Source organism: Polaribacter sp. 2305UL8-11, from assembly GCF_058147165.1.
This window is the reverse complement of the sequence record NZ_JBYVJW010000007.1, coordinates 189025-210124: the sequence shown is the minus strand read 5'-3', so window position 1 is coordinate 210124 and position 21100 is coordinate 189025. Positions and strand designations below refer to the sequence as shown.

Below are 21100 nucleotides of genomic sequence, written 5' to 3'. Positions count from 1 at the left end.
TTTCAATAAACTTTTAATTTAATCAGTATTACAAAGAGATTCAGAGGTTTTTACCAACCATTTTTTGCCATTAAGCCAATTTTAAATGTCATTTCAACTTTTCTAGATGTCATTTCGACTTTTTGGAGAAATCTCAAACAATGTTAGGCAAAAAGATTTCTCAACTTCATTGCATTGCGTTCGAAATGACAAACAATTAAAAAAAATCATTTAACTTTATGTATTTCATCTTGTTATCAAACTCTATATATTATGGGTTTATAGAAATATCTCCAGCCAAATCCAACTCAATTGCTTTTGTTAAAGCTTCTAAATGCTGTTTTCTGACTTTCAACTTAGTGGCTGCATGCGCTTTCTTATTCAGTTTAGAAAACATTTCTGCAACTTTTTTGGCAGTTGGTAATAGGTGGTTTTCTGGAACAATCATATCTAAAAAACCAGCATCAATGGCTTGTTTTGGGTTGTAAATTTCTGCATTATTAACACTTCTATTTAGGTAAACTTTAGACAAACGTGCTTTTGCAATGGCAATTCCTGCATTGTGCATAGTCATACCAATCATTACTTCATTTAAACCAATTTTAAAGTCGCCTTCTACACCAATTCTGTAATCTGATGATAATAATAGAAAAGCACCTTTTGCAATGGCATGTCCAGAACAAGCTACAATTATTGGTTGTGGAAAAGATAACATTCTAAGCGATAATTGAGAACCTTTTGTAACCAATTCTTTGGCAGATTCTGGTGATTTTGTCATCACTTTTAAATCGAAACCTGCTGAGAAAATTCCATTTTGACCTGTAAGAATTACAATTTTGTTTTCAGTTTCAGCTTTATCTAAAGATTCATTTAAACCTTGAATAACTTCATGCGAAATGGCATTGGCTTTTCCGTTTTTGATTGTGATTATTGCGTAATTTTCTTCTGATGTATATGCTACAAATTCGTTCATAATATTGTTATTTTAAATTAGTTCTCAATACAAATTTTCTCATTCTTGGAAAATTCACTAAAACTGACATTTATAAAAATTTAACTAAATACATTCCTGCAAAAACAGCTAAAAAACCAATTACAAAACTGGCAATAGTATACAATGCAAAACTGGTAAAATCTCCTGATTTTAAAAATACGTGATTCTCATAAGCAAAAGTTGAAAAAGTAGTAAAGCCGCCACAAAAACCAGTTGCTAATAATAAAGTATGGTTATGAGAAATTGCATCATTTTTGGCTGCATATCCTAAAATAATTCCGATGATTAAACTCCCTAAAATATTTGCGACAAAGGTGCCATAAGGTATTCCAGTTTCTGGATTATTTAACCATTTACCAATTATATAGCGCAAAACACTACCAAAACCTCCACCAATAAAAACAAATAGTAATTGTTTCATTATAATTCAATTTCATCTACATCACCCCAATTTTTCTTTTGAGTAACAGTTCCTTTATTTAAAATGAGTACTCCTGGATTTGCACGAATCATAGTTTTTAGCGTGGTTTCATCACAGAATAAAAAATCAAAAGGTAAATTGTATTTTTCTTTGGCTTCTAATAAATCGTCAGTAAAAGAGGCAGATGCTCCATATACTGTATATCCTTTTTTAATTGCTTTTTCTGCAATTTCTTTGATTGCTGGAAAACCGTTTTTATCTGCTTTGTCTATATTATACACTGCAATTAGCATCACTTTTTCTTTTTCTAATAAAATAGGTGCTAAATCTTGTTGTGCATCTTCTAACATAAAATCGTGCACTGGAGGAATAGAACCATCTTCTGGATATTTCATACCTTCTTGTAAGTTTTTTCCTACTGCATAGGCTCTAAAATCTATAATTGGCAAATGCGTTAGCACATGTTGCACAATAAACAAGAAAACTCCTAGAGATAAAAACGTAATTAACTTTGGAATTTTTCCTTTAAAAATAGGTTTTATATAATCAACTTTTATCAACAATAAAAGTATTAAAACAATCAAAATCACATTTTTATAAAAGGTTTCCCAAGGTGTGAGTTTAATTGCATCTCCAAAACAACCACAATCTGTTACTTTGTTATAATAGGCAGAATACCAAGTTAAAAATAAGAATACTAAGGTTAGAATTAGTAAACTCCAAACTGTGAATTTTGGTTTGTACCCAATTAAAATCATCACTCCTAAAAGGATTTCTGCAACAATTAATAATACTGCAAATGGTAATGCATAAGGAATTAAAAATTCCATATTTAAAACACTTTCAGAAAAATATTCTTGAAATTTATATTGAGAGCCAATTGGATCTACCAATTTTACGAAACCTGAAAATATAAATAAGGCTCCTACTATTATTCTTGAAATTTGGGTTAGTATCTTCATATTGATTTTTTGTTTCTTTCATTTATAATTAAATGATTCATACTATATATTAATCTATTTTTAATATCATTAAGATCAAAATTTCTATAATCTAAAATAAACCTTCCTTGATCTGAAGGCCCGAAAAATTCATTTGAAATTTTAGCACTTTTAATATAACCTTTAAGGTGATTATTAAATTTTGAATAATTCTCAATGAATTTAGCAAAAATTGACAAACTATCTGAATTATAAACTTTAAGATGAAGAAATTCAACCTTATAATGTTCCTTATTTTCTGGATTAATTAAAGTTAAATATCCTTTATCAAAAAATGCCTCTAGAAAATCAGGATCTAAATTTGAATATAACTTTTTCTGCTTTTTATAACCTATCATAAATAATTTACCACCATCTACAAGTCTCATAGAATCTAGTTTTAGAAACTTTTTATAAGCTTTTTTAATATTAGCTTCTTTTACTTCTTCATGAATTTGGCTTTCAAAAAAGAGAATTATCTTCCCTAACTCAACTATTTCTTTATCATTAAAAATTTCAGCAACTAATTTATCTGACTTTAACTTTCTATTAATTGTATGTTTCTCTTTTACACAAGTCATTAGTGTTAAAAGAGAAATAAAATAAAGAATAGTTTTCATAAATATTAAGATTTCTCGATACAATTCTGCAAAAAAGCAGAATCACTCGAAATGACAAACCCTGCTTACTCTAGTTCTCTTCTCACTTCTCACTTCTCTCTTCTCTCTGAAACTTTAAAAACTTTGCAACTACTTTACCCCAAATGAATCATCGCAAAAACGGCATAATTAATCATATCTTGATAATTCGCATCAATCCCTTCAGAAACTATCGTTTTTCCTTTGTTATCTTCTATTTGCTTTACACGTAATAATTTTTGTAAAATTAAATCTGTTAAGCTAGAAACACGCATATCTCTCCAAGCTTCACCATAATCGTGATTTTTATTAAGCATCAATTCTTTGGTAATTTTACTGTGCTTATCATACAAAATTGTTGCTTGTTCTGTATTCAAATCAGGATTTTCTACAACACCATTTTCTAACTGGATTAATGCCATAATAGCGTAATTAATGATGCCAATAAACTCAGACTTTTCACCTTCATCTACTTTACGCACCTCATTTTCTTGTAATTGACGAATTCTTTGCGCTTTAATAAATATCTGATCTGTTAACGATGGCAAACGTAAAATTCTCCATGCACTTCCATAATCAGACATCTTTTTAATAAATAAACTTCTACATTCGTCTATAACAGCATCGTATTGTTTTGAGGTATCTTGCATTTTTCTAAAAAAGTATTTCTTCAAAAGTAGTAAATCTTCAAACCATTTCATTTATTTTTACGATGAAATTATCAACTAATAAAATGGAGAAGATTGTTGTTTTTTGTGGCTCAAGTTTAGGGTTTAATCCTATATACAAAGAAGCAGCTGTAGCATTGGGAAACTATTTTGTGAATAACAATATTGGTTTGGTTTATGGTGGAGGAAAAATTGGAATGATGGGTGTTTTGGCGGATACAATTCTGACTCAAAATGGCGATGTTATTGGGGTAATTCCTAAATTATTAGAAAAAGAAGAAGTTATTCATACAGATGTAGAAGAAATGATTGTTTGCAAAAACATGAGTGAGCGTAAGGTAATTATGAGCAAATTGGTTGATGGTTATATTACACTTCCTGGAGGTTTTGGTACTCTAGATGAACTCTTTGAAGCACTAACTTTAAATCAATTACAGATAGAACAAAAACCTGTAGGTCTTTTAAATATTAATGGTTTTTTTGATGGAGTTTTATTGCAATTAGACAAAATGGTAGCAGAAGGTTATTTAAAACAAGCAAACAGAGACATGTTATTAGTTGCCAATTCTGTAGATGAATTAATGCAGAAAATGAATCATTACAAAGCATCAGAAATTACACACATAATTCATAAAGTAGTCAATTAAAATGACAATAAACTGCAACCAAACTTTAATCGATTTAACATCACCAAAAGTGATGGGGATTTTAAATGTGACACCAGACTCTTTTTTTGATGGTGGAAAATATAAAAACGAATCTGATATTCTTTCTCAAACCGAAAAAATGCTTTTTGAAGGAGCAACTTTTATAGATGTTGGTGCTTATTCTTCTAGACCAGGAGCTGCTCATATTTCTCAAGAAGAAGAATTACAAAGAATTGTTCCTGTTATTAATTTATTAGTTAATAACTTTCCAGAAATTATAATTTCTGTAGATACTTTTAGAAGTAAAGTTGCTAAAGAAACCATTTATGCTGGAGCTGCAATTGTAAACGATATTTCTGGAGGAAAAATGGATACAAAAATGTTTGAAACTGTTGCTAATTTGCAAGTTCCTTATATTTTAATGCACATGTTAGGCACACCCCAAAACATGCAACAAAACCCTGTTTATAAAGATGTTACTAAAGAAATTATTTCTTTTTTTGCTACTCAAATTCATAAATTACATCAGCTAAAACTAAATGACATCATTATTGATGTTGGTTTTGGATTTGGAAAAACAATTGCACATAATTTTGAAATCCTGAAAAACTTATCCCTTTTTAAAAATTTAGATGCGCCTATTTTAGCAGGAATTTCTCGCAAATCTATGCTATATAAAACTTTAGATATTTCTGCACAAGAAGCGTTAAATGCAACCACTTCTGCTAATACAATTGCACTTTTAAATGGCGCAAATATTTTACGAGTTCATGATGTAAAAGAAGCAGTAGAGGCTATTAAAATTGTAGAACAGATTTCTTATTAGAAGCTATTTCCTGTTTGGAGTTTATCTTGAGCGAAGTCGAAAGTTACTCGCTTTTTTTATGCTGAATTTATTTCAGCATCTCACTTATTTAATAACATGTTTCATTATTACAAAAGATACTGAATCGAGTTCAGTATAAAAAAGAGCTCAAACAAAGCTTCAATCCTAAACCCGTTTGCTAACTTTCCGTTATTACGAAGTATGACGAAGTAATCTCATCCTAAAACAAAACTCATATTTTTATTATAAGATTACTTCGTCATTCTTCCTCGTAAAGACCAACTATTTTTTGGCACTCTTTTTGTTAAAATTATGTTAACACCAAAAATCTACCTAATTAAACTTTAAGAAACCTTTTCGAAATAGTTCGAAAAGAAAACATCATTTATTAACTTTTAAAAACAAAGTATTATGAGTAGAAAACACTTACCAGAAATTAACGCTGGATCAATGGCAGACATCGCATTTTTATTATTAATCTTTTTCCTAGTCACTACAACTATGAATATAGACGCAGGAATTTCCAGAAAAATTCCTCAGAAACAAGAAAACAGGTCTATAGATATAAATGCAAGAAACATTTTGGAAGTAAACATTAACAAAAACAACGAATTATTTGTCGATGGAAAAACAGTACAATTAAATCAATTGAAACAAATTGCTATCAATTTTATAGACAATGGTGGTGGTTTAGACATCCATAAAAACGCTTGTGATTGGTGTGAAGGTTTACAGTTAAAAACATCTTCAGATCATCCAACTAAAGCAATTATATCTATACAAACAGACAGACTTACAAATTATGAAACTTATATCTCTGTATTAGATATTTTAAACACATCTTACACGCATCTTCGTAACAAGTTGGCAGTAAAATTGTATCACAAAAATTATGAAAGTTTATTAGAAGACTTTAAAATGTCTAACAATAGTGATAAAAACCTTGAAGATAAAATAAAATTGATTCGAGAAAAATATCCTTTATTATTATCGGATGCAGAAATAAATTTTTGATATTGTTCTCCAAATTATTTATTAGTATTTTAGCCTAAAATCAGTTTATTTTTTATGTTCGATTTTATTGAATTTTCTTTGTTAGATGTTTTAGATATTTTGTTGGTAGCAACACTACTCTATTATATTTACAAACTTTTAAAAGGAACTGTTGCCATTAATATTGTTATTGGAATTGCGTTTATTTTTCTAATCTGGAAAATTACCCAAGCCTTAAAAATGGAAATGTTAAGTGGTATTTTAGGCTATTTGCTTTCTGGTGGAGTTATTGCTTTAATTATAGTGTTTCAACAAGAAATACGAAAATTCTTATTAATGATTGGTACTACAAATTTTACCAATAAAAGAAGTTTTTTGAAACAATTAAAATTTTTACAGACAGAAATTAATTCGGAAATAGATACAGATGTAATTATAGAAGCCTGTAAAAAAATGTCGAAAACAAAAACTGGTGCTTTAATTGTTATTGAAAGAACAAACGCGTTAGATTTTTTAATAAATACTGGAGATACTATGAATGCTCAAATTAATGAAGCCATTTTACAAAGTATTTTTTACAAAAACAGTCCTTTACATGATGGTGCCTTAATTATTAGAGATAATTATATTGTAGCAACTAGAGTTGTGTTGCCAATTTCTGATAGTGCAAAAATCCCAGCAAGATTTGGGTTAAGACATAGAGCTGCAATTGGGGTTTCAGAAAAAACAGATGCAGTTTGTTTATTAGTTTCTGAAGAAACAGGAGAAATTTCTTATATAAAAGATGGTGGTTTTGAGTTGTATTCTAATTACGAAGAACTCAATGAAAAACTAAAAAAAGATTTAGTATAAAAAAGAGGCTGTCTAAAAAGTAGTTAACTACTTTTTAGACAGCCTCTTTTTATTACAAATAATAACTTCAACCTATTTTGCTGGAGCCATTTTAGACTGGATTTGAGATAATACACTTTTGTATTGTGCCATTTCTTTAGCATCTAATTTAGAAGCTAATTCTTTACCTTCTTTTAACAAAGCTGCTCCTTTAGAAGCCATTCCAGTAATTTTTGCAATGTTTCCATTAGCTTCTACATAATTTTTAGCATATTGTGCATAAGCAAGTAAATTTTGAGTTAAAGCTTCATTAGAAAAATTTGGTATTTTAACTCCTTCTAATGCAGAAGTTAACGCTTTGTTAGCCTCTACTTCTACTTCTTTAACTGCGTCTTTAACGCTTTTTTCATTATTTACTACTTCTACTTCAACCTCTTTTACCTCTTTAACTTCTTTTTTCTCAGATTTGCAAGAAGTAAATACTACTGCTCCAATTACGAAAATTGATAATACGATTTTTTTCATTTTTTTTGATTTGAATTGTTAAGTAACAAATGTAATAGAAAAATATAGATAACAGAAAAAATATTAAGAAGCTTTTTCTAAGCTAAATTGTTTATCATAAAGGTTTTTATAGTATCCATCTTCTTTTTCTAACAGCTCTGCATGCTTGCCTTCTTCTACAATTAATCCTTTGTCCATCACAATAATTTTATCTGCTTGTTTAATGGTAGCCAATCTATGTGCAATTACAATAGAAGTTCTACCTTTTGTAATTGTTTCTGTTGCATACTGTATCATTTGTTCTGCATGAGAATCTACAGAAGAAGTTGCTTCATCTAAAATTAAAATACTAGGTTTACTTACATAGGCCCTTAAAAAAGCAATTAATTGTCTTTGTCCAGAAGAAAGCATTGCACCTCGCTCTTTTACATTGTATTGATAACCTCCAGGAAGTGTCATGATAAAATTATGAATACCTATTTGTTTAGCAGCTTCTTCTACTTCTTTTTGTGTGATGTTCTCATTTTTTAAAGTGATATTATTTAAAATAGAATCTGAAAATAAAAACACATCTTGTAAAACTATAGCTATTTGATTTCTTAAACTTTCTAATTCATATTCTTTAATAGAAACATCATCAACACAAATAATACCACTATCTATCTCGTAAAAACGATTGATTAAGTTTATAATTGTAGATTTTCCTGCACCTGTAGCTCCAACAATAGCAATGGTTTGCCCACTTTTAACATCTAAAGAAATTCCTTTTAAAACTTCCTCATCTTTTACATAACTAAATCTTACGTCTTTAAAATTAATATCTCCTTTTAATTTTTCTGCTTTTATATTTCCGTTTTTAGTAATACTACTTTGGGTATCCATCACTTTAAAAACACGTTCTCCAGAAACAATTCCCATTTGTAATTGATTAAACTTATCTGCAATTTGACGTAAAGGTCTAAATAACATTTGTGCCATTTGCACAAAAGCCATTACTGTTCCTGGACCTGCAACATCTCCTCCAATAATCTGTTTGCTTCCAAACCAAACAATTAAACCAATACCTATAGATGATAAAATTTCTGCAATTGGGAAAAAAATTGAGAAATACCATATAGTTTTTATATAAGCTTCTTTGTGCTTGTTGTTAATATCCATAAAGTTTTTATACTCTATTTTTTCTCTATTAAAGAGTTGTACAATTTTCATTCCTGTAACTCTTTCCTGTACAAACCCATTTAAGTTTGCAACTTGATTTCTAACTTCTTGAAAAGTTGCTTTTATGGCTTTTTGAAAAACTCTTGTAGCGTAGATTAAAATTGGTAAAACCGATAATGCAATTAAAGCCAATTTCCAATTAAAATAAAACATTAAAAATGCTACAGCAAACATTTGTAATACATCACTTACAATGGTAAAAACTCCACTACTAAAAAAAGCTGCTATGGTTTCGATATCAGAAACAACTCTTGTTACTAATTTCCCAACAGAATTGGTATCAAAATAAGACATTCTAAATTGTAGAATATGTCTAAAAATTTTTGCTCTTATATCTCTAATAATATGCTGTCCAACCCAATTTGCAAAGTATATAAATGTAAAACGCAACAATACTTCTAAAAGAATAACTCCCAACATTAGCATTACATTAAAAATAAGGCCTTCTGTATCTTTTTCTGTAATATATTTATCTACAGTTTCCTTTATTAAATAAGGATTTAATAAAGAAACTAATGCTAATAAAATTGTAGATGCAGATGCTATAAAAAAGTTAAGTTTATAGCGTTTTGCAAAAGACATAAGTCTTAAAAAAATTTGTAAATCAAATGCTTTTCCTGTTTTGTCTGCCAAAATTTAATATTTTATACTTGTTAAAAATAAGCCTTTTGCTGGTACTGAAAGCCCTGCATTGCTTCTATTTTTACTTTCTATAATTTGTTTAAAATCTTCTTTGGTAATTTTTTCTAAGCCAACGTCTACTAATGTACCAACAATAGCTCTTACCATATTTCTTAAAAATCTATTTGCGGTAATGTAAAAAGTTAATTCGTTTCCTTTTTGCTTCCAAATTGCTTCAGTAATATCACAATTGTAAGTGTAGACATCTGTTTTTACTTTAGAAAAAGTTTGGAAATCTGTGTATTCTAACAATAATTGTGCAGCTTCATTCATTAAATCGATATTCAAATCCTGAGAATGAATTTGCCAGGAAAAATCTAATAAAAAAGGATTTCTACCCAACCATATTTTGTACTCATAACTTCTACTTAACGCATCAAAACGTGCATGTTTTGCGTCATCTACAGAAAATACTTTGTAAACTACAATGTCTGATGGTAGTAAAGAATTTAGTTTGTGAGAGAGGTCTCCTTTTGCTTTTTTATCAATATCAAAATGAGCAAACATTTGTGATGCATGTACACCAGTATCTGTTCTTCCTGCTCCTACAACTTCTATTTTTTCTTGAAAGATGGTACTCACAGCTTTATTTAATTTTTCTTGTACAGAAATAACATCTGGCTGAATTTGCCAACCATGATAATGTTTTCCATTGTAAGAAAGTTCTATAAAATATCTCAAGAAAATATATTTTTAAAGACCTCAAAATTACGGAATTTATTCTGTTATCATTACATTTGATGCTCTAAGAGACGTTAAACTTTTCTTACTATTTCTTTTTATGAAGAAAATCTTATTATTATCTGATACACATGGTTTTATTGATAATCAAATTTTAAAGTTTGTAAAACAGGCTGATGAAGTTTGGCATGCAGGAGATATTGGCGATTTAAATGTTACAGATACCATAAAAAAATTAAAACCTTTACGTGCTGTTTTTGGTAATATAGATGGTAATGAAGCTCGCTCTGAATTTCCTTTAGATGCGAAGTTTAGTTTAGAAAATGTTGCTGTTTGGATGACACATATTGGTGGTTATCCTAATAAATATTACACTAGAATTAAAGAGGAAATTGAAACAAACCCACCAAAAATATTTATTTCTGGGCATTCGCATATTTTAAAAGTGCAATATGATAAAAAATTAAATCTACTGCATCTAAATCCTGGTGCTGCAGGTAAAAGCGGATTTCATAAAGTTAGAACTATGCTGCGTTTTGAACTAGATAATACAGAAATAAAAAATATGGAAATTATTGAGTTATCTAAACGTATTTAGGTTTTTCTTTTTCTAAAATAGGTAACTCTACATTTATTATTGTACCATTATTTTTATTAGAATCTATATGAAAGAAACCATTCATCATTTGAATTCTAGCGTCTATTTGATTGATACCAAGTCCAGATTTTACAATGATTTTAGTTTTATCAAAACCAACTCCATCATCAGTAATTTTTATGTATAATTTACTATCTTTTTCTTTTAAATTGATAACCGCGTTTTTTGCTTTACTATGTTTTAAGATGTTATTTAAAAACTCTTGAATCATATTATACGCCTTAATCTCAAAATTCTGATGATATCTTCTCACATCTTCAATCTCTGTTTGAATATCTATTTGAGAATTAGAATATTTAGCTGCCATATCTTTAATAGCATATTCTAATCCAAATTTTAGCAAAACAGATGAAACTAAAGTATGAGACAAATCTCTTATTTTTTGAGAAGCTTCTGTAATAATTTCCTGAGTTTTATCTACTTCTACAGGTGTTTTTCCATTAAATTGACTTCTTGTTGCTTGTAGATGTAAATTTGCAGAAGATAATAAAGCGCTTACGCTATCATGCAAAGTTTCTGCGATTTCTTTTCTTTCAGATTCTTTACCATCTATGGTAGCGTTTAAAATCCTGATTTGAGAATCTGATTTTATTTTTTCTATTTTTTGAGTTTGTAATAATTGTGTTTGCGACAATTTTAACCCAAGGTTTTTTTGACGGAGTTTATAAATATTAATCCAATATAAAAGTGAAAGAATTATAAGTACACTACCAATACCAAAAACCCAAAAAGTCTTTTGATCTTTTAATCTTTTATTTTCTTCTTCTTTTAATAGTAGTTTTTTTTGAGAATTAAAATTATATTTTGCATCCAGTTCTTCAATCATTCCTCTCACTTCTTTTTCTCTTAAACTATCTTTTATATTATAAGATAACTCTTGATAGAAATAGGCTTGATAATCTTTTAATTTATATAGATTATAAGCTAAGTTAAAGTATATCTTTTCTCTAACTATTAAGGCTTTATTAGATTTAATATTTCTAATTAAATCTAAAGCTTTATAATAAGTCTCTTTTGCTTTCTTGTAATCATTTTTAGTTAAATAAATATTTGCAAGATTTACTAAAGCACCAGATTCATTAACCTTGTTTTTCTGATTTCTATGAATTCCTATGGCTTTCAATGCATATTGTTCAGCTTTAAGATATAAAGTATCATTAAGGTAAATAACTGATGAATTTGAGTAAGCTCTTGATTTAACTTCTAAAACTTTATTACTAAGACTTAAAAGATTAGTAACTTTATTGTAAAAATAAAGTGTACTATCTTTATGTTCTTTTAAATTATTCCTATTATAAAGTTGATAATAGCTATTACCATAATTTAAATAAGATTCTGCTTCAATAAAGTCCTTATTAAAAATTAAGGTTTTATTATTATTTGCGTTATCGAAATTAGAAGTATGTATGAATTTTAATGTTTTTTTAAAGTACTTAATTGCATTTTTATAACTTTTAGTTGCATAAAAGATTTTTGCAATTAAATAATTTGTAAGCACTAACTCTTGTGGACTAATAGATTCGTTATTATCAATAATTTTCTGGGCTTCTTTTAAAGCATTAGCATAATCTTCTTTTTCAAACAAAGACTTTGCTAATAAATACTTATTAGAAAGAGAATCTTTTTGAATAACAAAAGAAGAAGTTGTAGATATTACAACTTCCTTCTTGTTAGAATATATATAGTTATTAGTAAAAAAAACTAATACTATGAGTATTAAATTAATTCTCAAAATAAGTTTTATATTACAATATAACTCCTTGTGGTTTTCTAATTACATTAGCTAAACTAGCTTTAGTATTTGCTTGAGATATATGATTTACAAAATCAAACTTTAAAGGTTTTCCTGTTTCTTTTTCTAAAACTCTTGAGAAGTTTTTCTGAGTACTCTTTCCGTTTTCTAAATGTATTTCATAAGTATCTATAGCCTCATTATAAACAAAATCAACCTTAACATTATTGCCAACATTAAAATCAAGATTAAAAGTACCATCAATATTTTTAGAAATACTGTATTCTTTTAATTTTTCTGTTCCATCTCTTTTAGCAAATCTAATATCATCATCTGTTAAAGTTATTTGTGGTGAGTTGTTAGAATTTGTATCTACAAAACCAACTTTTAATTCAGTACCTTCTATATTTAAGTTTTGTGTAACTTTTTTAGCAGCTTTATCTTCTGTAGGAGATAAATAAAATTGATTAGTTTTTGTTTCTGCATCAAAAACTTTATTTGCAGTACCACCTTCATTTAATTCAAAATCTAAAGAGTAAGCACCATTAGCATCTCTTTTTACTGTGTATGTTTTTAATAAATCTACTGATTGTTCTTCAGGTATAAAAGTTTCGTTTGTAGAACAAGAAGTGAATACAATTGCAAATGAAGCCACTAAAGCTAGTAAGTTAAAATTTTTCATGGGTAATTAAGGTTTAATGATAATGTTAGGTTAACTAGGGGTGGGTTTTATTTAGTAGTTTTAGAAATGTATGCAAACAATATTTGTATTTGGGGGAATAATTCTTTCAAGTTTTTTAGGGGGAAGATTGTTAAATCAAAACCTGAAAATAGTCTTATTTGGGGGATAGACTACACTATATTGTTTTTAACTGCATACATTGCTAAACCTACTGAATTTTTTACATTTAATTTTTTTAATAAACTTTTTCTATATGTTTCTACTGTATTAGTACTAAGGTTTAATAAATCAGCCATTTCTATTGTGCTGTGCTCCTTTGTAATTAATTTTAGAACATCAATTTCTCTTTCTGTTAGACTTTCTAACAAATACTTCTTTGGCATCTCTCCTTGAGGCACCATTTGTCCTAATATAGACTTTAGTAGTATACTTTGAATATCGCTACTAAAATACTGCTCTCCTTTTGCGACTGCTTTGATAGCACTTACAATGTGCTCTCCTGCATTGTTTTTAGAGATGTATCCTTTACAACCAAGATTTAAAACTTCTTGAACTATTTTTACATCATCATAACTAGACAATATAATTACTTTTTGGTTCTTTCTTTTTTTTCTAAAGTATTTTAAAACGTCAAAACCATCTAAAACTGGCATTGTAATGTCTAATATTAAAACATCTGCTTTGTTTTCTTTTACTTCAAACCAATCTATAACTTCTTGTCCTGTTAAAGAATAGCCTTTAATCTCAATGTCTTTATCAGTATTTAATACAGCAATGATTCCTTCTATTAATATCTTATGATCATCTGCTACATGAACGTATATCTTTTCTTTCATTTTTACTTTACAAATTTAGCGTACTATTTAAGATTCTACAACCCCCATTTTCAGTGAAATTTTCGCCTCACTGTTTTCGGTGAGAAAACTCACTGAAAATGGTGAGATGAATTTTATAACAATCTGTTTTTCAGTTATTTAAATTTAGTCGTTTTTTGTGCTTTTTTCTCAAAAAAAAGACTTTACAAAAATAACTCTTTAATTTTTCTTCCTAAAAGTTTGGTAAAATAAAAAACCGAGAATAGTATTCTCGGTTTTTTTCGCACTAAATATAACTAAGGTTTTAGGCTTATCGTAATCTATCTACAGATTTTACGAGATCTTCGTCCTTTTTTATCGCTTTATTTGCCAAAACAATAAGCAAAACAGCTAAAATTGGTAAGAACATCCCAATACCCTTCTCTGAAATCGAAACTTCTCCAGGTAAATTTAGAGATACATATATCAATAATCCTAATAAAAAAAGGTTTATCAAAATAATAATTCTTCCTACTACAAATTGTAGTTTTCTATTTTTAAATAAAAAAATAGTTACAATAGAAATAATAGCAGAAAGTAAAAATAGTATGGGAATTATTTTTAACAGAAAAGATTCTCTAGTTAATAAATCCAACACATAAATTTCTCCCTTAAGATTTTCCCATAAATCGAAAACAAATATTAAGCCTCCAGAAACTGCGGAAGCCAATAATAAATATATGCTTTGTATTCTTTGAATCATCTTAAAAAATTGGTTTACAAAAGTAGAACTTTCTTTTTTAAAAAGAAAACCTAAAACTTAAAAAAAATGTATATATTTGTAATATAATAACCGCACAAAATATATTGTATAGTACTATATACAATAGATAAAAAAATCAAAAAAAATTATAACTAATCTTAAAAAATTAAGATTTACATTTTAACTTAACATACATATAATGTTCGAAATCTCAGAACTAAAAGCAAAAACACTTGCTGATTTACAGGTAATTGCAAAATCTATTGGTTTAAAAAAAACAAGTCAACTTAAAAAATTAGATTTAGTTTATCAAATCTTAGATACACAAGCTGCAAATCCTGCAAAAGCCTCTAATGCTCCAGAAACTGAAGCTAAACCTAGAACCGAAAAACCAAAAAGAAAACGTGTTGCTAAAACACAGCCACCTGCATCAGCAGAAAATAAAGAGACAAAACCTTTAGATAAACCTAAAAAGAAAAAAGAGGTTCAAAATAAATCTGCTGTAAAAAAAGAGGAAGAAAAAGAAGTTGTTGCTAAAACCACAGAGAAAAAAGAGGCTGAAGGTACTAATAATGACAAGCAATCTGAAAAGCCTGTAACCAATCAAAACAAACCTCAACATAAAAAGCCTCAACATAAAAATCAACAAAATAATTCTCAGAATAATAAAAATAATTCTAAAAACAACAATCAAAACAGAGATAAGAAACCTACTGTTAGTAGAGGAAACAAATCTAACAACAGATATAGAGATCCAGATTTTGAGTTTGACGGAATTATAGAAAGTGAAGGTGTTTTAGAAATGATGCCTGATGGTTATGGTTTTTTACGTTCTTCTGATTATAACTATTTATCTTCTCCTGACGATATTTATGTTTCTCAATCTCAAATAAAACTGTTTGGTTTAAAAACTGGTGATACTGTAAGAGGTAATGTTAGACCTCCAAAAGAAGGTGAAAAGTATTTTCCTTTAATTAGAGTTTCAAAAATTAATGGATTAAACCCAAATATTGTTAGAGATAGAGTTTCTTTTGAGCATTTGACACCATTGTTTCCGCAAGAAAAATTTAATTTAGCTGAAAAAGGAAGTTCTTTATCAACAAGAATTATAGATTTGTTTTCTCCTATTGGAAAAGGACAAAGAGGTATGATTGTTGCCCAGCCAAAAACAGGTAAAACAATGCTTTTAAAAGATGTAGCAAAAGCAATTGCATACAATCATCCAGAAGTATATCAAATTGTTTTATTAATTGATGAACGTCCTGAAGAAGTTACAGATATGCAAAGAAGTGTTCGTGGAGAAGTAGTTGCTTCTACTTTTGATGAACCTGCAGATAAACATGTTAGAGTTGCCAATATTGTTTTAGAAAAAGCTAAAAGATTGGTAGAATGTGGGCATGATGTTGTAATTCTTTTAGATTCTATTACGCGTCTTGCAAGAGCTTATAATACAGTTGCACCAGCTTCTGGAAAAATACTTTCTGGTGGTATAGATGCAAATGCATTGCACAAACCAAAGCGTTTCTTTGGTGCTGCTAGAAACATAGAAAATGGTGGTTCTTTAACTATTATTGCAACTGCACTTACAGAAACTGGTTCTAAAATGGATGAAGTTATTTTTGAAGAATTTAAAGGAACTGGAAATATGGAACTTCAATTAGATAGAAATATTTCTAATAGAAGAATTTACCCAGCTATCGATTTAATCAAATCTTCTACAAGACGTGATGATTTATTATTAGAAGATAAAAATGTGCAAAGAATGTGGGTTTTACGTAAGTATTTAGCAGATATGAACCCAATAGAAGCAATGGAATTTATTAATGAAAGAATTAAGTTTTCTAAGAATAATGATGAATTTCTAATTTCTATGAATGGTTAACAACTAAATTCTAAAGTTTTTATAGAAGCCTTTTTGATTTTTCAAAAAGGTTTTTTTATGTCTAAAAAATATAAAATGAAATCATTTACATACTTATTTTTTTTAAAAAAATTGATGTAACCAAAAATCCGTCCAGAATTTATATTCTGAACGGATTTTTTTAATTCTATGAAGATGTTTTACTAATTACTAGTATACATAATATCTCTATTATCTTCTATATCTGATGCTTCTTTTATTGCCTGATAAATTCTAAAAGTTAATCTTTTTCTAGACTCTGCAATCTTTTTTCTAGCAGCATCATAATTTGGTAAAGCAGTTGGTAAATCTTTTTTAGTTACAGTAAATGCATAAACACCTCTATTACCATCTATTTTATTATATAACTTATTTAACTCTGCATTGTACATTGCTCCAACAATTTTAGGCTCTGAACCAGCTCCAGAAAGTGTAGGGCTTTTTAAAGTTACTGCATTTGCATTTTTTACATTTGTATTGTTTGCTTTAGCTATTTCTTGTAAAGTAGTACCATTCATTTTTTCTGAAATGATAGCAGCTTTCTTTTTATTTGCTAAAATTGGTCTTACTCTATTTGTTGCTTTTTCTGCAGACATTAACCCTTTTTTAGTTTTTGCAGTTACACTAACAACTACATAACTACCTTCTAAGTCAAATTTTTCGAAACTACCAACTTCTGTATCTCCTTTAAATGCCCAACTAACAATTTGTCTTTGATTACCTAAACCTGGTACATTTTCATCTAAACTTTTTAAACCTACAGCAGGTCTAGCTACATATTTCTTTTCTTTTGCAGCTTCTGCAAAATCTTTTCCATTAGTAATTGCTAAAGCAAATTGTTGTGCTTCTTGAAAAGTTGCATTTTCTGTAGCTTCTGAAGGTACAATTTTTCTACCAAAAGTAACCAATTTAACCACTTTTTGCTCGTTTTTAGTATCATCAAGTTTTATAACATGATATCCAAAAGGAGTTTCAACAACATCTATAGTTCCTTTTTTATTTGTAAAAGAAAAGTCTCTAAAAGCTGGTGTCATTCTATTATAAGTAAACCAATCTAAATCGCCACCTTTAGCTCCAGAGCCTTTGTCTGATGAAAATTCTTTAGCTAAATCTGCAAATTTATTTTTTCTTCTTTTAACAACAGTTAAAAGACTATCTGCTAACTTTTCTGCTTGCTCTTTAGTTCTTGTAACGTCTGCTGCTGCTCTTTGTGCTCCTGCATAAGGAATTAAAATATGGCTTGCTCTTGCAGAATCTGGCATTTGTGTTACATCTGTAACTTTAGAAATTTTAAAATATCCTTGGTCTTTGTAAGGACCTACAACATCTCCTTTAGAAGCATTAAATATTTGATCTGCAATTGTTTTATTTACATCATTTTTATAAGTAAATTTTTCTTCAAAATTAACATCAGAATCATTTTCATTAAAAAACTCACTATAATTTGTTGTGTTTTTTAAACCAGTATATGTTACTCCATTATCATTTGTATCTTCAATAAGTTTTGCTACATCTTTTTTTATAGCAGCTTCATCTTCTGCAGTTGCAGTAATATCAAATTTAACATAAGAAATATCTCTAGAAGCTTCTACTTTAAAATCTGCCTCATTTTCTTTGATGTAAGCTTCTACTTCAGATTTTTTAATTTTAACTAAACTATCTGCTACAGTTGTGTAAGGTACAAATACAAACTGGCTGTTTAGTTTTGTGTTATTCACAAAATACTCTGTTTCTCCTTCTTTTAAAGAAGCTCCTAAACCAGCTGTAACTAATTTGTTATAAATATTAGTTTCTGTATTGTCTTTAAGTTGATTCATGTAATTAGACCAAGCTGTCCACATTTCTTTATTATTAGCTTTTGTATCTGCTAAAAATTGCTTGAACTTTTCTTCATCAAATAAACCAGCTTCGTTTTGAAATTGAGGGTTTCCTTTTACAGATGGTGCATTAACTAATTCATTCCAAACATCAGCTTCACCAATAGTAATCCCTGCATTTTCTAATTGATTCTTGTATATTTTTTTTCTAAGAATGTTATCCCAAACTGTTTTTGCTGCTTGCATTTCAGAAACTCTACCTCCTACTTGTTGCTTGTATGTTTCTAATGCAGAGACAAATTCTTGTCTAGAAATAGTTTCTCCATTTACTTCTCCTACTTCATTTACCTTACTTGAGTTAAAAAAATCTCCTAATGTAGAAGGGTCTAATACAAAAGCAAAAAGTGCTAAACCAATAATAATAATTAAGAACATTGAGCGTTCTCTAATTTTTGATAAAATTGCCATACGTCATTTATTTAATTTCAGTTGGCGAATATACGATTTGGGTTTTAATAACACAACCGATTTTGCACTTAATAACAGTAAGATTTAGGGTTTTATGAAGTTCTAAAAGATTTAAAGTATTTTAATCTTCTTCTGTAATTAGCTTAAAGTTAACTTCATCTATTTTTGCACCACTAATTTTTAAGATTTTTATAGTAAATCCTTCTATTTCTATTTGTTCTTTTTCTTCAGGAATATTTTCTGTATGTTCTATGATAAAACCTCCTAAAGTTTCATAAGCTTCTGATTTTGGTATATTTAAATCGTATTCTTCATTTAAATAATCTATTTCTAGTCTTGCAGAAAAATTAAAAGTTGTGTCGTTTATTTTCTCTTCTAAATAGACTTGGCTATCATGCTCATCTTCTATTTCTCCAAACAATTCTTCTACAATATCTTCTACAGTTATCATCCCAGAAGTTCCTCCATATTCGTCTACAACCACAGCAACACTTTTTCGTTTTTTCATTAAAATATTTAAAATATCATTAATCATCATAGATTCTGGAACAATTTCTATGGGTAATAAAATTGATTTTATGGTTTTGGGTTTTTTAAATAATTCAAATGCATTTACATAACCTATAACATCATCTAAAGATGTTTTAAAAATTAAAACTTTAGACAAGCCTGTGTCTATAAATGTATTTTTTAAATTAGCTACGCTTTCATGAATTTCTAGAGCAACAATTTCTGTTCTAGGTACCATTACTTCTCTAGCTTTAACGTTATGAAACTCTAAAGCGTTTTGAAAAATTTGAATTTCGGAATCCATTTCTTCATCTTCTTTACCTGTTTCTAGTTGTTCTGAAATGTAGTTTCCTAACTCTTCCTTGCTAAATTCTGTTTGAATTTCATCTGAGTTTGTTTTAAAAAAAACTTTCAGAAAAAAATCTGATATTGCAGTTATAAACTCAGAAAAAAAATGAAATAAAATATAGAAAACATAAGCAGGGACAGCAAAAATTTTTAAAACCTCGTTTGCATAAATTCTAAATATTGCTTTTGGTAAAAACTCTGCTGTAACCAAAATAACCATTGTAGAAATAATGGTTTGTATTAGTAAAACAGAAAAGTCATTAAAAGTATCTAAAGGTAAAATTCTTACCAAAAACTTACCCATATAATAACTGTATATAACCAAAGAAATATTATTACCCACTAACATTGTAGTAATAAATTTTGATGATTTTTGAGTTATTTTATTAAGAATTTTTGGTATAAAACCTTCTCTTTTCTTTTCTAGCTCTATGTGTAATTTGTTGGCAGAGACAAAAGCAATTTCCATTCCTGAAAAGAAAGCAGATAAGGTAATAGATGCTAAAATAATTATGAGTTCTACCTCCATAATAAATTTAAGAATTGAATTCTAAATTTACACTTTTATTCTTAAAAAAGAATATTATTAATTTTTGTTCTGGTTGTTTCTTTTTTCTACCTTTTTTCTAAAATGTCTTTTAAAGAAAAAAACTAAAGTTATAAAAATAGAAAATCCAAGAAATAAATATGCTCTTTCTCTCTCTGAATTCCATCTAACAATACCTTCTACTAAACAAATAAAAGCGACCATTAAATAACCGTATTGAAAAAATTTCCAAATTTTGCTCATCATATTATATTAATCTTCAGTTGTTTCTAATCTTCCTATAGTTTTCTTAGCCAAGTGTTTGCTTAAATCTTCTTTACACTCAAAACCAATACCATAAATAGTGTCTTTTTGTGTAGTTAATGTAAAGGGTTTTTCTGAAAAAAAATACTTGGTGTTTTGATCCCAAAATAATTGTTCTGTTTCTAATTTCGATTTTTCACTATGATTGATGACAATAACATTTCCTTTAATTTCAGAGACTAGCGTTTTTGAGTATGATAATGCATAATCTCCTGTAATAGTTACAGAATCTAATCCGTTTTTTTCGAAATTTATAATTTTGATACCTTTTGGAAACTCATTATAAGGGTGTGTTTTTCTATTGCTAAAGTCTAATAGAAGTGGCGTAATTAACTTAGATGTTATCCTACCAGAATCTTTATATACATGAAATGCATTTGTAGCTTTACCTATTGGCAAGTTTTTAGAAGCTAAAAAATCTCTAACCTCATTAGCATTATTTGTACAAGAAAAAAGCATTACTGTAAACAAAAGAACAGTAATGCTTTTAAATATTATTTTTTTGTGCTTTTTCACA

General features: G+C 28.2%; 21 protein-coding genes. 6 read left to right on the top strand and 15 right to left on the bottom strand.

Annotation, left to right across the window (positions count from 1 at the left end; genetic code table 11):
• Positions 1-250: 250 nt before the first annotated feature.
• The 5 genes from ACY2RW_RS08740 to ACY2RW_RS08720 all read right to left on the bottom strand — a co-directional run bounded on the left by ACY2RW_RS08740 (position 251) and on the right by ACY2RW_RS08720 (position 3662).
• Complete coding sequence (locus ACY2RW_RS08740; protein ID WP_490122337.1) at positions 251-952, bottom strand: crotonase/enoyl-CoA hydratase family protein; 702 nt, start codon at positions 950-952, stop codon at positions 251-253.
• 70 nt (positions 953-1022) lie between these two features.
• Complete coding sequence (gene crcB, locus ACY2RW_RS08735) at positions 1023-1394, bottom strand: fluoride efflux transporter CrcB (RefSeq protein WP_490122336.1); 372 nt, start codon at positions 1392-1394, stop codon at positions 1023-1025.
• Positions 1394-2356 carry a BT_3928 family protein gene (locus ACY2RW_RS08730; protein WP_490122335.1) on the bottom strand — a complete coding sequence of 321 codons (963 nt, stop codon included), beginning with the start codon at positions 2354-2356 and terminating at the stop codon, positions 1394-1396. The genes crcB and ACY2RW_RS08730 overlap by 1 nt, the downstream gene beginning before the upstream one ends.
• On the bottom strand, positions 2353-2994 hold the full coding sequence (locus ACY2RW_RS08725) for a hypothetical protein (protein WP_490122334.1): 642 nt from the start codon (positions 2992-2994) through the stop codon (positions 2353-2355). The genes ACY2RW_RS08730 and ACY2RW_RS08725 overlap by 4 nt, the downstream gene beginning before the upstream one ends.
• Positions 2995-3128: 134 nt before the next feature.
• Positions 3129-3662: a DUF1599 domain-containing protein gene (locus ACY2RW_RS08720; RefSeq protein ID WP_490122333.1), complete on the bottom strand. Its 534-nt coding sequence runs from the start codon at positions 3660-3662 to the stop codon at positions 3129-3131.
• 83 nt (positions 3663-3745) lie between these two features.
• Here ACY2RW_RS08720 and ACY2RW_RS08715 point away from each other — a divergent pair, with 83 nt between their 5' ends.
• The 4 genes from ACY2RW_RS08715 (at position 3746) to cdaA (ending at position 6998) form a co-directional block, all read left to right on the top strand.
• Positions 3746-4327: an LOG family protein gene (locus tag ACY2RW_RS08715; protein ID WP_490122332.1), complete on the top strand. Its 582-nt coding sequence runs from the start codon at positions 3746-3748 to the stop codon at positions 4325-4327.
• A gap of 1 nt (position 4328) precedes the next feature.
• Positions 4329-5153, top strand: coding sequence for a dihydropteroate synthase (folP, locus tag ACY2RW_RS08710; protein WP_490122331.1), 825 nt, complete (start codon positions 4329-4331; stop codon positions 5151-5153).
• 411 nt (positions 5154-5564) lie between these two features.
• Positions 5565-6167: an ExbD/TolR family protein gene (locus ACY2RW_RS08705; protein WP_490122330.1), complete on the top strand. Its 603-nt coding sequence runs from the start codon at positions 5565-5567 to the stop codon at positions 6165-6167.
• 54 nt (positions 6168-6221) lie between these two features.
• Positions 6222-6998, top strand: a complete 777-nt coding sequence (gene cdaA / locus ACY2RW_RS08700; RefSeq protein WP_490122329.1) for a diadenylate cyclase CdaA — start codon at positions 6222-6224, stop codon at positions 6996-6998.
• A gap of 72 nt (positions 6999-7070) precedes the next feature.
• Here cdaA and ACY2RW_RS08695 read toward each other — a convergent pair whose 3' ends face one another.
• The 3 genes from ACY2RW_RS08695 to truA all read right to left on the bottom strand — a co-directional run bounded on the left by ACY2RW_RS08695 (position 7071) and on the right by truA (position 10061).
• Positions 7071-7502, bottom strand: coding sequence for a hypothetical protein (locus tag ACY2RW_RS08695; protein ID WP_490122328.1), 432 nt, complete (start codon positions 7500-7502; stop codon positions 7071-7073).
• A gap of 63 nt (positions 7503-7565) precedes the next feature.
• Positions 7566-9332 (bottom strand): ABC transporter ATP-binding protein, encoded by a 1767-nt coding sequence (locus tag ACY2RW_RS08690; protein WP_490122327.1) that lies wholly within the window; start codon positions 9330-9332, stop codon positions 7566-7568.
• A 3-nt stretch (positions 9333-9335) separates the two neighbouring features.
• A complete protein-coding gene (gene truA / locus ACY2RW_RS08685; protein ID WP_490122326.1) occupies positions 9336-10061 on the bottom strand; it encodes a tRNA pseudouridine(38-40) synthase TruA in 726 nt (241 codons plus the stop codon).
• A 100-nt stretch (positions 10062-10161) separates the two neighbouring features.
• Here truA and ACY2RW_RS08680 point away from each other — a divergent pair, with 100 nt between their 5' ends.
• Entirely contained in the window at positions 10162-10659 is a 498-nt protein-coding gene (locus ACY2RW_RS08680) for a metallophosphoesterase family protein (protein WP_490122325.1), read from the top strand.
• Here ACY2RW_RS08680 and ACY2RW_RS08675 read toward each other — a convergent pair.
• The 4 genes from ACY2RW_RS08675 to ACY2RW_RS08660 form a co-directional block, all read right to left on the bottom strand.
• The gene (locus ACY2RW_RS08675) at positions 10646-12451 is read right to left on the bottom strand and encodes an ATP-binding protein (RefSeq protein ID WP_490122324.1); all 1806 of its coding nucleotides are present in this window, start codon (positions 12449-12451) and stop codon (positions 10646-10648) included. The two genes, ACY2RW_RS08680 and ACY2RW_RS08675, sit on opposite strands and share 14 nt — an antisense overlap.
• A gap of 13 nt (positions 12452-12464) precedes the next feature.
• Entirely contained in the window at positions 12465-13133 is a 669-nt protein-coding gene (locus ACY2RW_RS08670) for a hypothetical protein (RefSeq protein WP_490122323.1), read from the bottom strand.
• 170 nt (positions 13134-13303) lie between these two features.
• Entirely contained in the window at positions 13304-13969 is a 666-nt protein-coding gene (locus ACY2RW_RS08665; protein WP_490122322.1) for a response regulator, read from the bottom strand.
• A gap of 289 nt (positions 13970-14258) precedes the next feature.
• On the bottom strand, positions 14259-14690 hold the full coding sequence (locus tag ACY2RW_RS08660; protein ID WP_490122321.1) for a DUF4293 domain-containing protein: 432 nt from the start codon (positions 14688-14690) through the stop codon (positions 14259-14261).
• A 199-nt stretch (positions 14691-14889) separates the two neighbouring features.
• Here ACY2RW_RS08660 and rho point away from each other — a divergent pair, with 199 nt between their 5' ends.
• Positions 14890-16572 carry a transcription termination factor Rho gene (gene rho / locus ACY2RW_RS08655; RefSeq protein WP_490122320.1) on the top strand — a complete coding sequence of 561 codons (1683 nt, stop codon included), beginning with the start codon at positions 14890-14892 and terminating at the stop codon, positions 16570-16572.
• Positions 16573-16754: 182 nt separating this feature from the next.
• Here rho and ACY2RW_RS08650 read toward each other — a convergent pair whose 3' ends face one another.
• From ACY2RW_RS08650 to lptC, 3 genes are all read right to left on the bottom strand, one after another.
• Complete coding sequence (locus ACY2RW_RS08650) at positions 16755-18875, bottom strand: peptidylprolyl isomerase (protein ID WP_490122319.1); 2121 nt, start codon at positions 18873-18875, stop codon at positions 16755-16757.
• A 121-nt stretch (positions 18876-18996) separates the two neighbouring features.
• The gene (locus tag ACY2RW_RS08645; protein ID WP_490122318.1) at positions 18997-20262 is read right to left on the bottom strand and encodes a hemolysin family protein; all 1266 of its coding nucleotides are present in this window, start codon (positions 20260-20262) and stop codon (positions 18997-18999) included.
• A gap of 270 nt (positions 20263-20532) precedes the next feature.
• The gene (lptC, locus tag ACY2RW_RS08640) at positions 20533-21099 is read right to left on the bottom strand and encodes an LPS export ABC transporter periplasmic protein LptC (protein ID WP_490122317.1); all 567 of its coding nucleotides are present in this window, start codon (positions 21097-21099) and stop codon (positions 20533-20535) included.
• Position 21100: the final 1 nt, after the last annotated feature.

What these genes read in the sequence shown, in the direction of transcription:
- ACY2RW_RS08740 (WP_490122337.1), bottom strand. Translation starts at nt 952, where the DNA reads ATGAACGAATTTGTAGCATATACATCAGAAGAAAATTACGCAATAATC.
- crcB (WP_490122336.1), bottom strand. Translation starts at nt 1,394, where the DNA reads ATGAAACAATTACTATTTGTTTTTATTGGTGGAGGTTTTGGTAGTGTT.
- ACY2RW_RS08730 (WP_490122335.1), bottom strand. Translation starts at nt 2,356, where the DNA reads ATGAAGATACTAACCCAAATTTCAAGAATAATAGTAGGAGCCTTATTT.
- ACY2RW_RS08725 (WP_490122334.1), bottom strand. Translation starts at nt 2,994, where the DNA reads ATGAAAACTATTCTTTATTTTATTTCTCTTTTAACACTAATGACTTGT.
- ACY2RW_RS08720 (WP_490122333.1), bottom strand. Translation starts at nt 3,662, where the DNA reads ATGCAAGATACCTCAAAACAATACGATGCTGTTATAGACGAATGTAGA.
- ACY2RW_RS08715 (WP_490122332.1), top strand. Translation starts at nt 3,746, where the DNA reads ATGGAGAAGATTGTTGTTTTTTGTGGCTCAAGTTTAGGGTTTAATCCT.
- folP (WP_490122331.1), top strand. Translation starts at nt 4,329, where the DNA reads ATGACAATAAACTGCAACCAAACTTTAATCGATTTAACATCACCAAAA.
- ACY2RW_RS08705 (WP_490122330.1), top strand. Translation starts at nt 5,565, where the DNA reads ATGAGTAGAAAACACTTACCAGAAATTAACGCTGGATCAATGGCAGAC.
- cdaA (WP_490122329.1), top strand. Translation starts at nt 6,222, where the DNA reads ATGTTCGATTTTATTGAATTTTCTTTGTTAGATGTTTTAGATATTTTG.
- ACY2RW_RS08695 (WP_490122328.1), bottom strand. Translation starts at nt 7,502, where the DNA reads ATGAAAAAAATCGTATTATCAATTTTCGTAATTGGAGCAGTAGTATTT.
- ACY2RW_RS08680 (WP_490122325.1), top strand. Translation starts at nt 10,162, where the DNA reads ATGAAGAAAATCTTATTATTATCTGATACACATGGTTTTATTGATAAT.
- ACY2RW_RS08670 (WP_490122323.1), bottom strand. Translation starts at nt 13,133, where the DNA reads ATGAAAAATTTTAACTTACTAGCTTTAGTGGCTTCATTTGCAATTGTA.
- ACY2RW_RS08665 (WP_490122322.1), bottom strand. Translation starts at nt 13,969, where the DNA reads ATGAAAGAAAAGATATACGTTCATGTAGCAGATGATCATAAGATATTA.
- ACY2RW_RS08660 (WP_490122321.1), bottom strand. Translation starts at nt 14,690, where the DNA reads ATGATTCAAAGAATACAAAGCATATATTTATTATTGGCTTCCGCAGTT.
- rho (WP_490122320.1), top strand. Translation starts at nt 14,890, where the DNA reads ATGTTCGAAATCTCAGAACTAAAAGCAAAAACACTTGCTGATTTACAG.
- ACY2RW_RS08650 (WP_490122319.1), bottom strand. Translation starts at nt 18,875, where the DNA reads ATGGCAATTTTATCAAAAATTAGAGAACGCTCAATGTTCTTAATTATT.
- ACY2RW_RS08645 (WP_490122318.1), bottom strand. Translation starts at nt 20,262, where the DNA reads ATGGAGGTAGAACTCATAATTATTTTAGCATCTATTACCTTATCTGCT.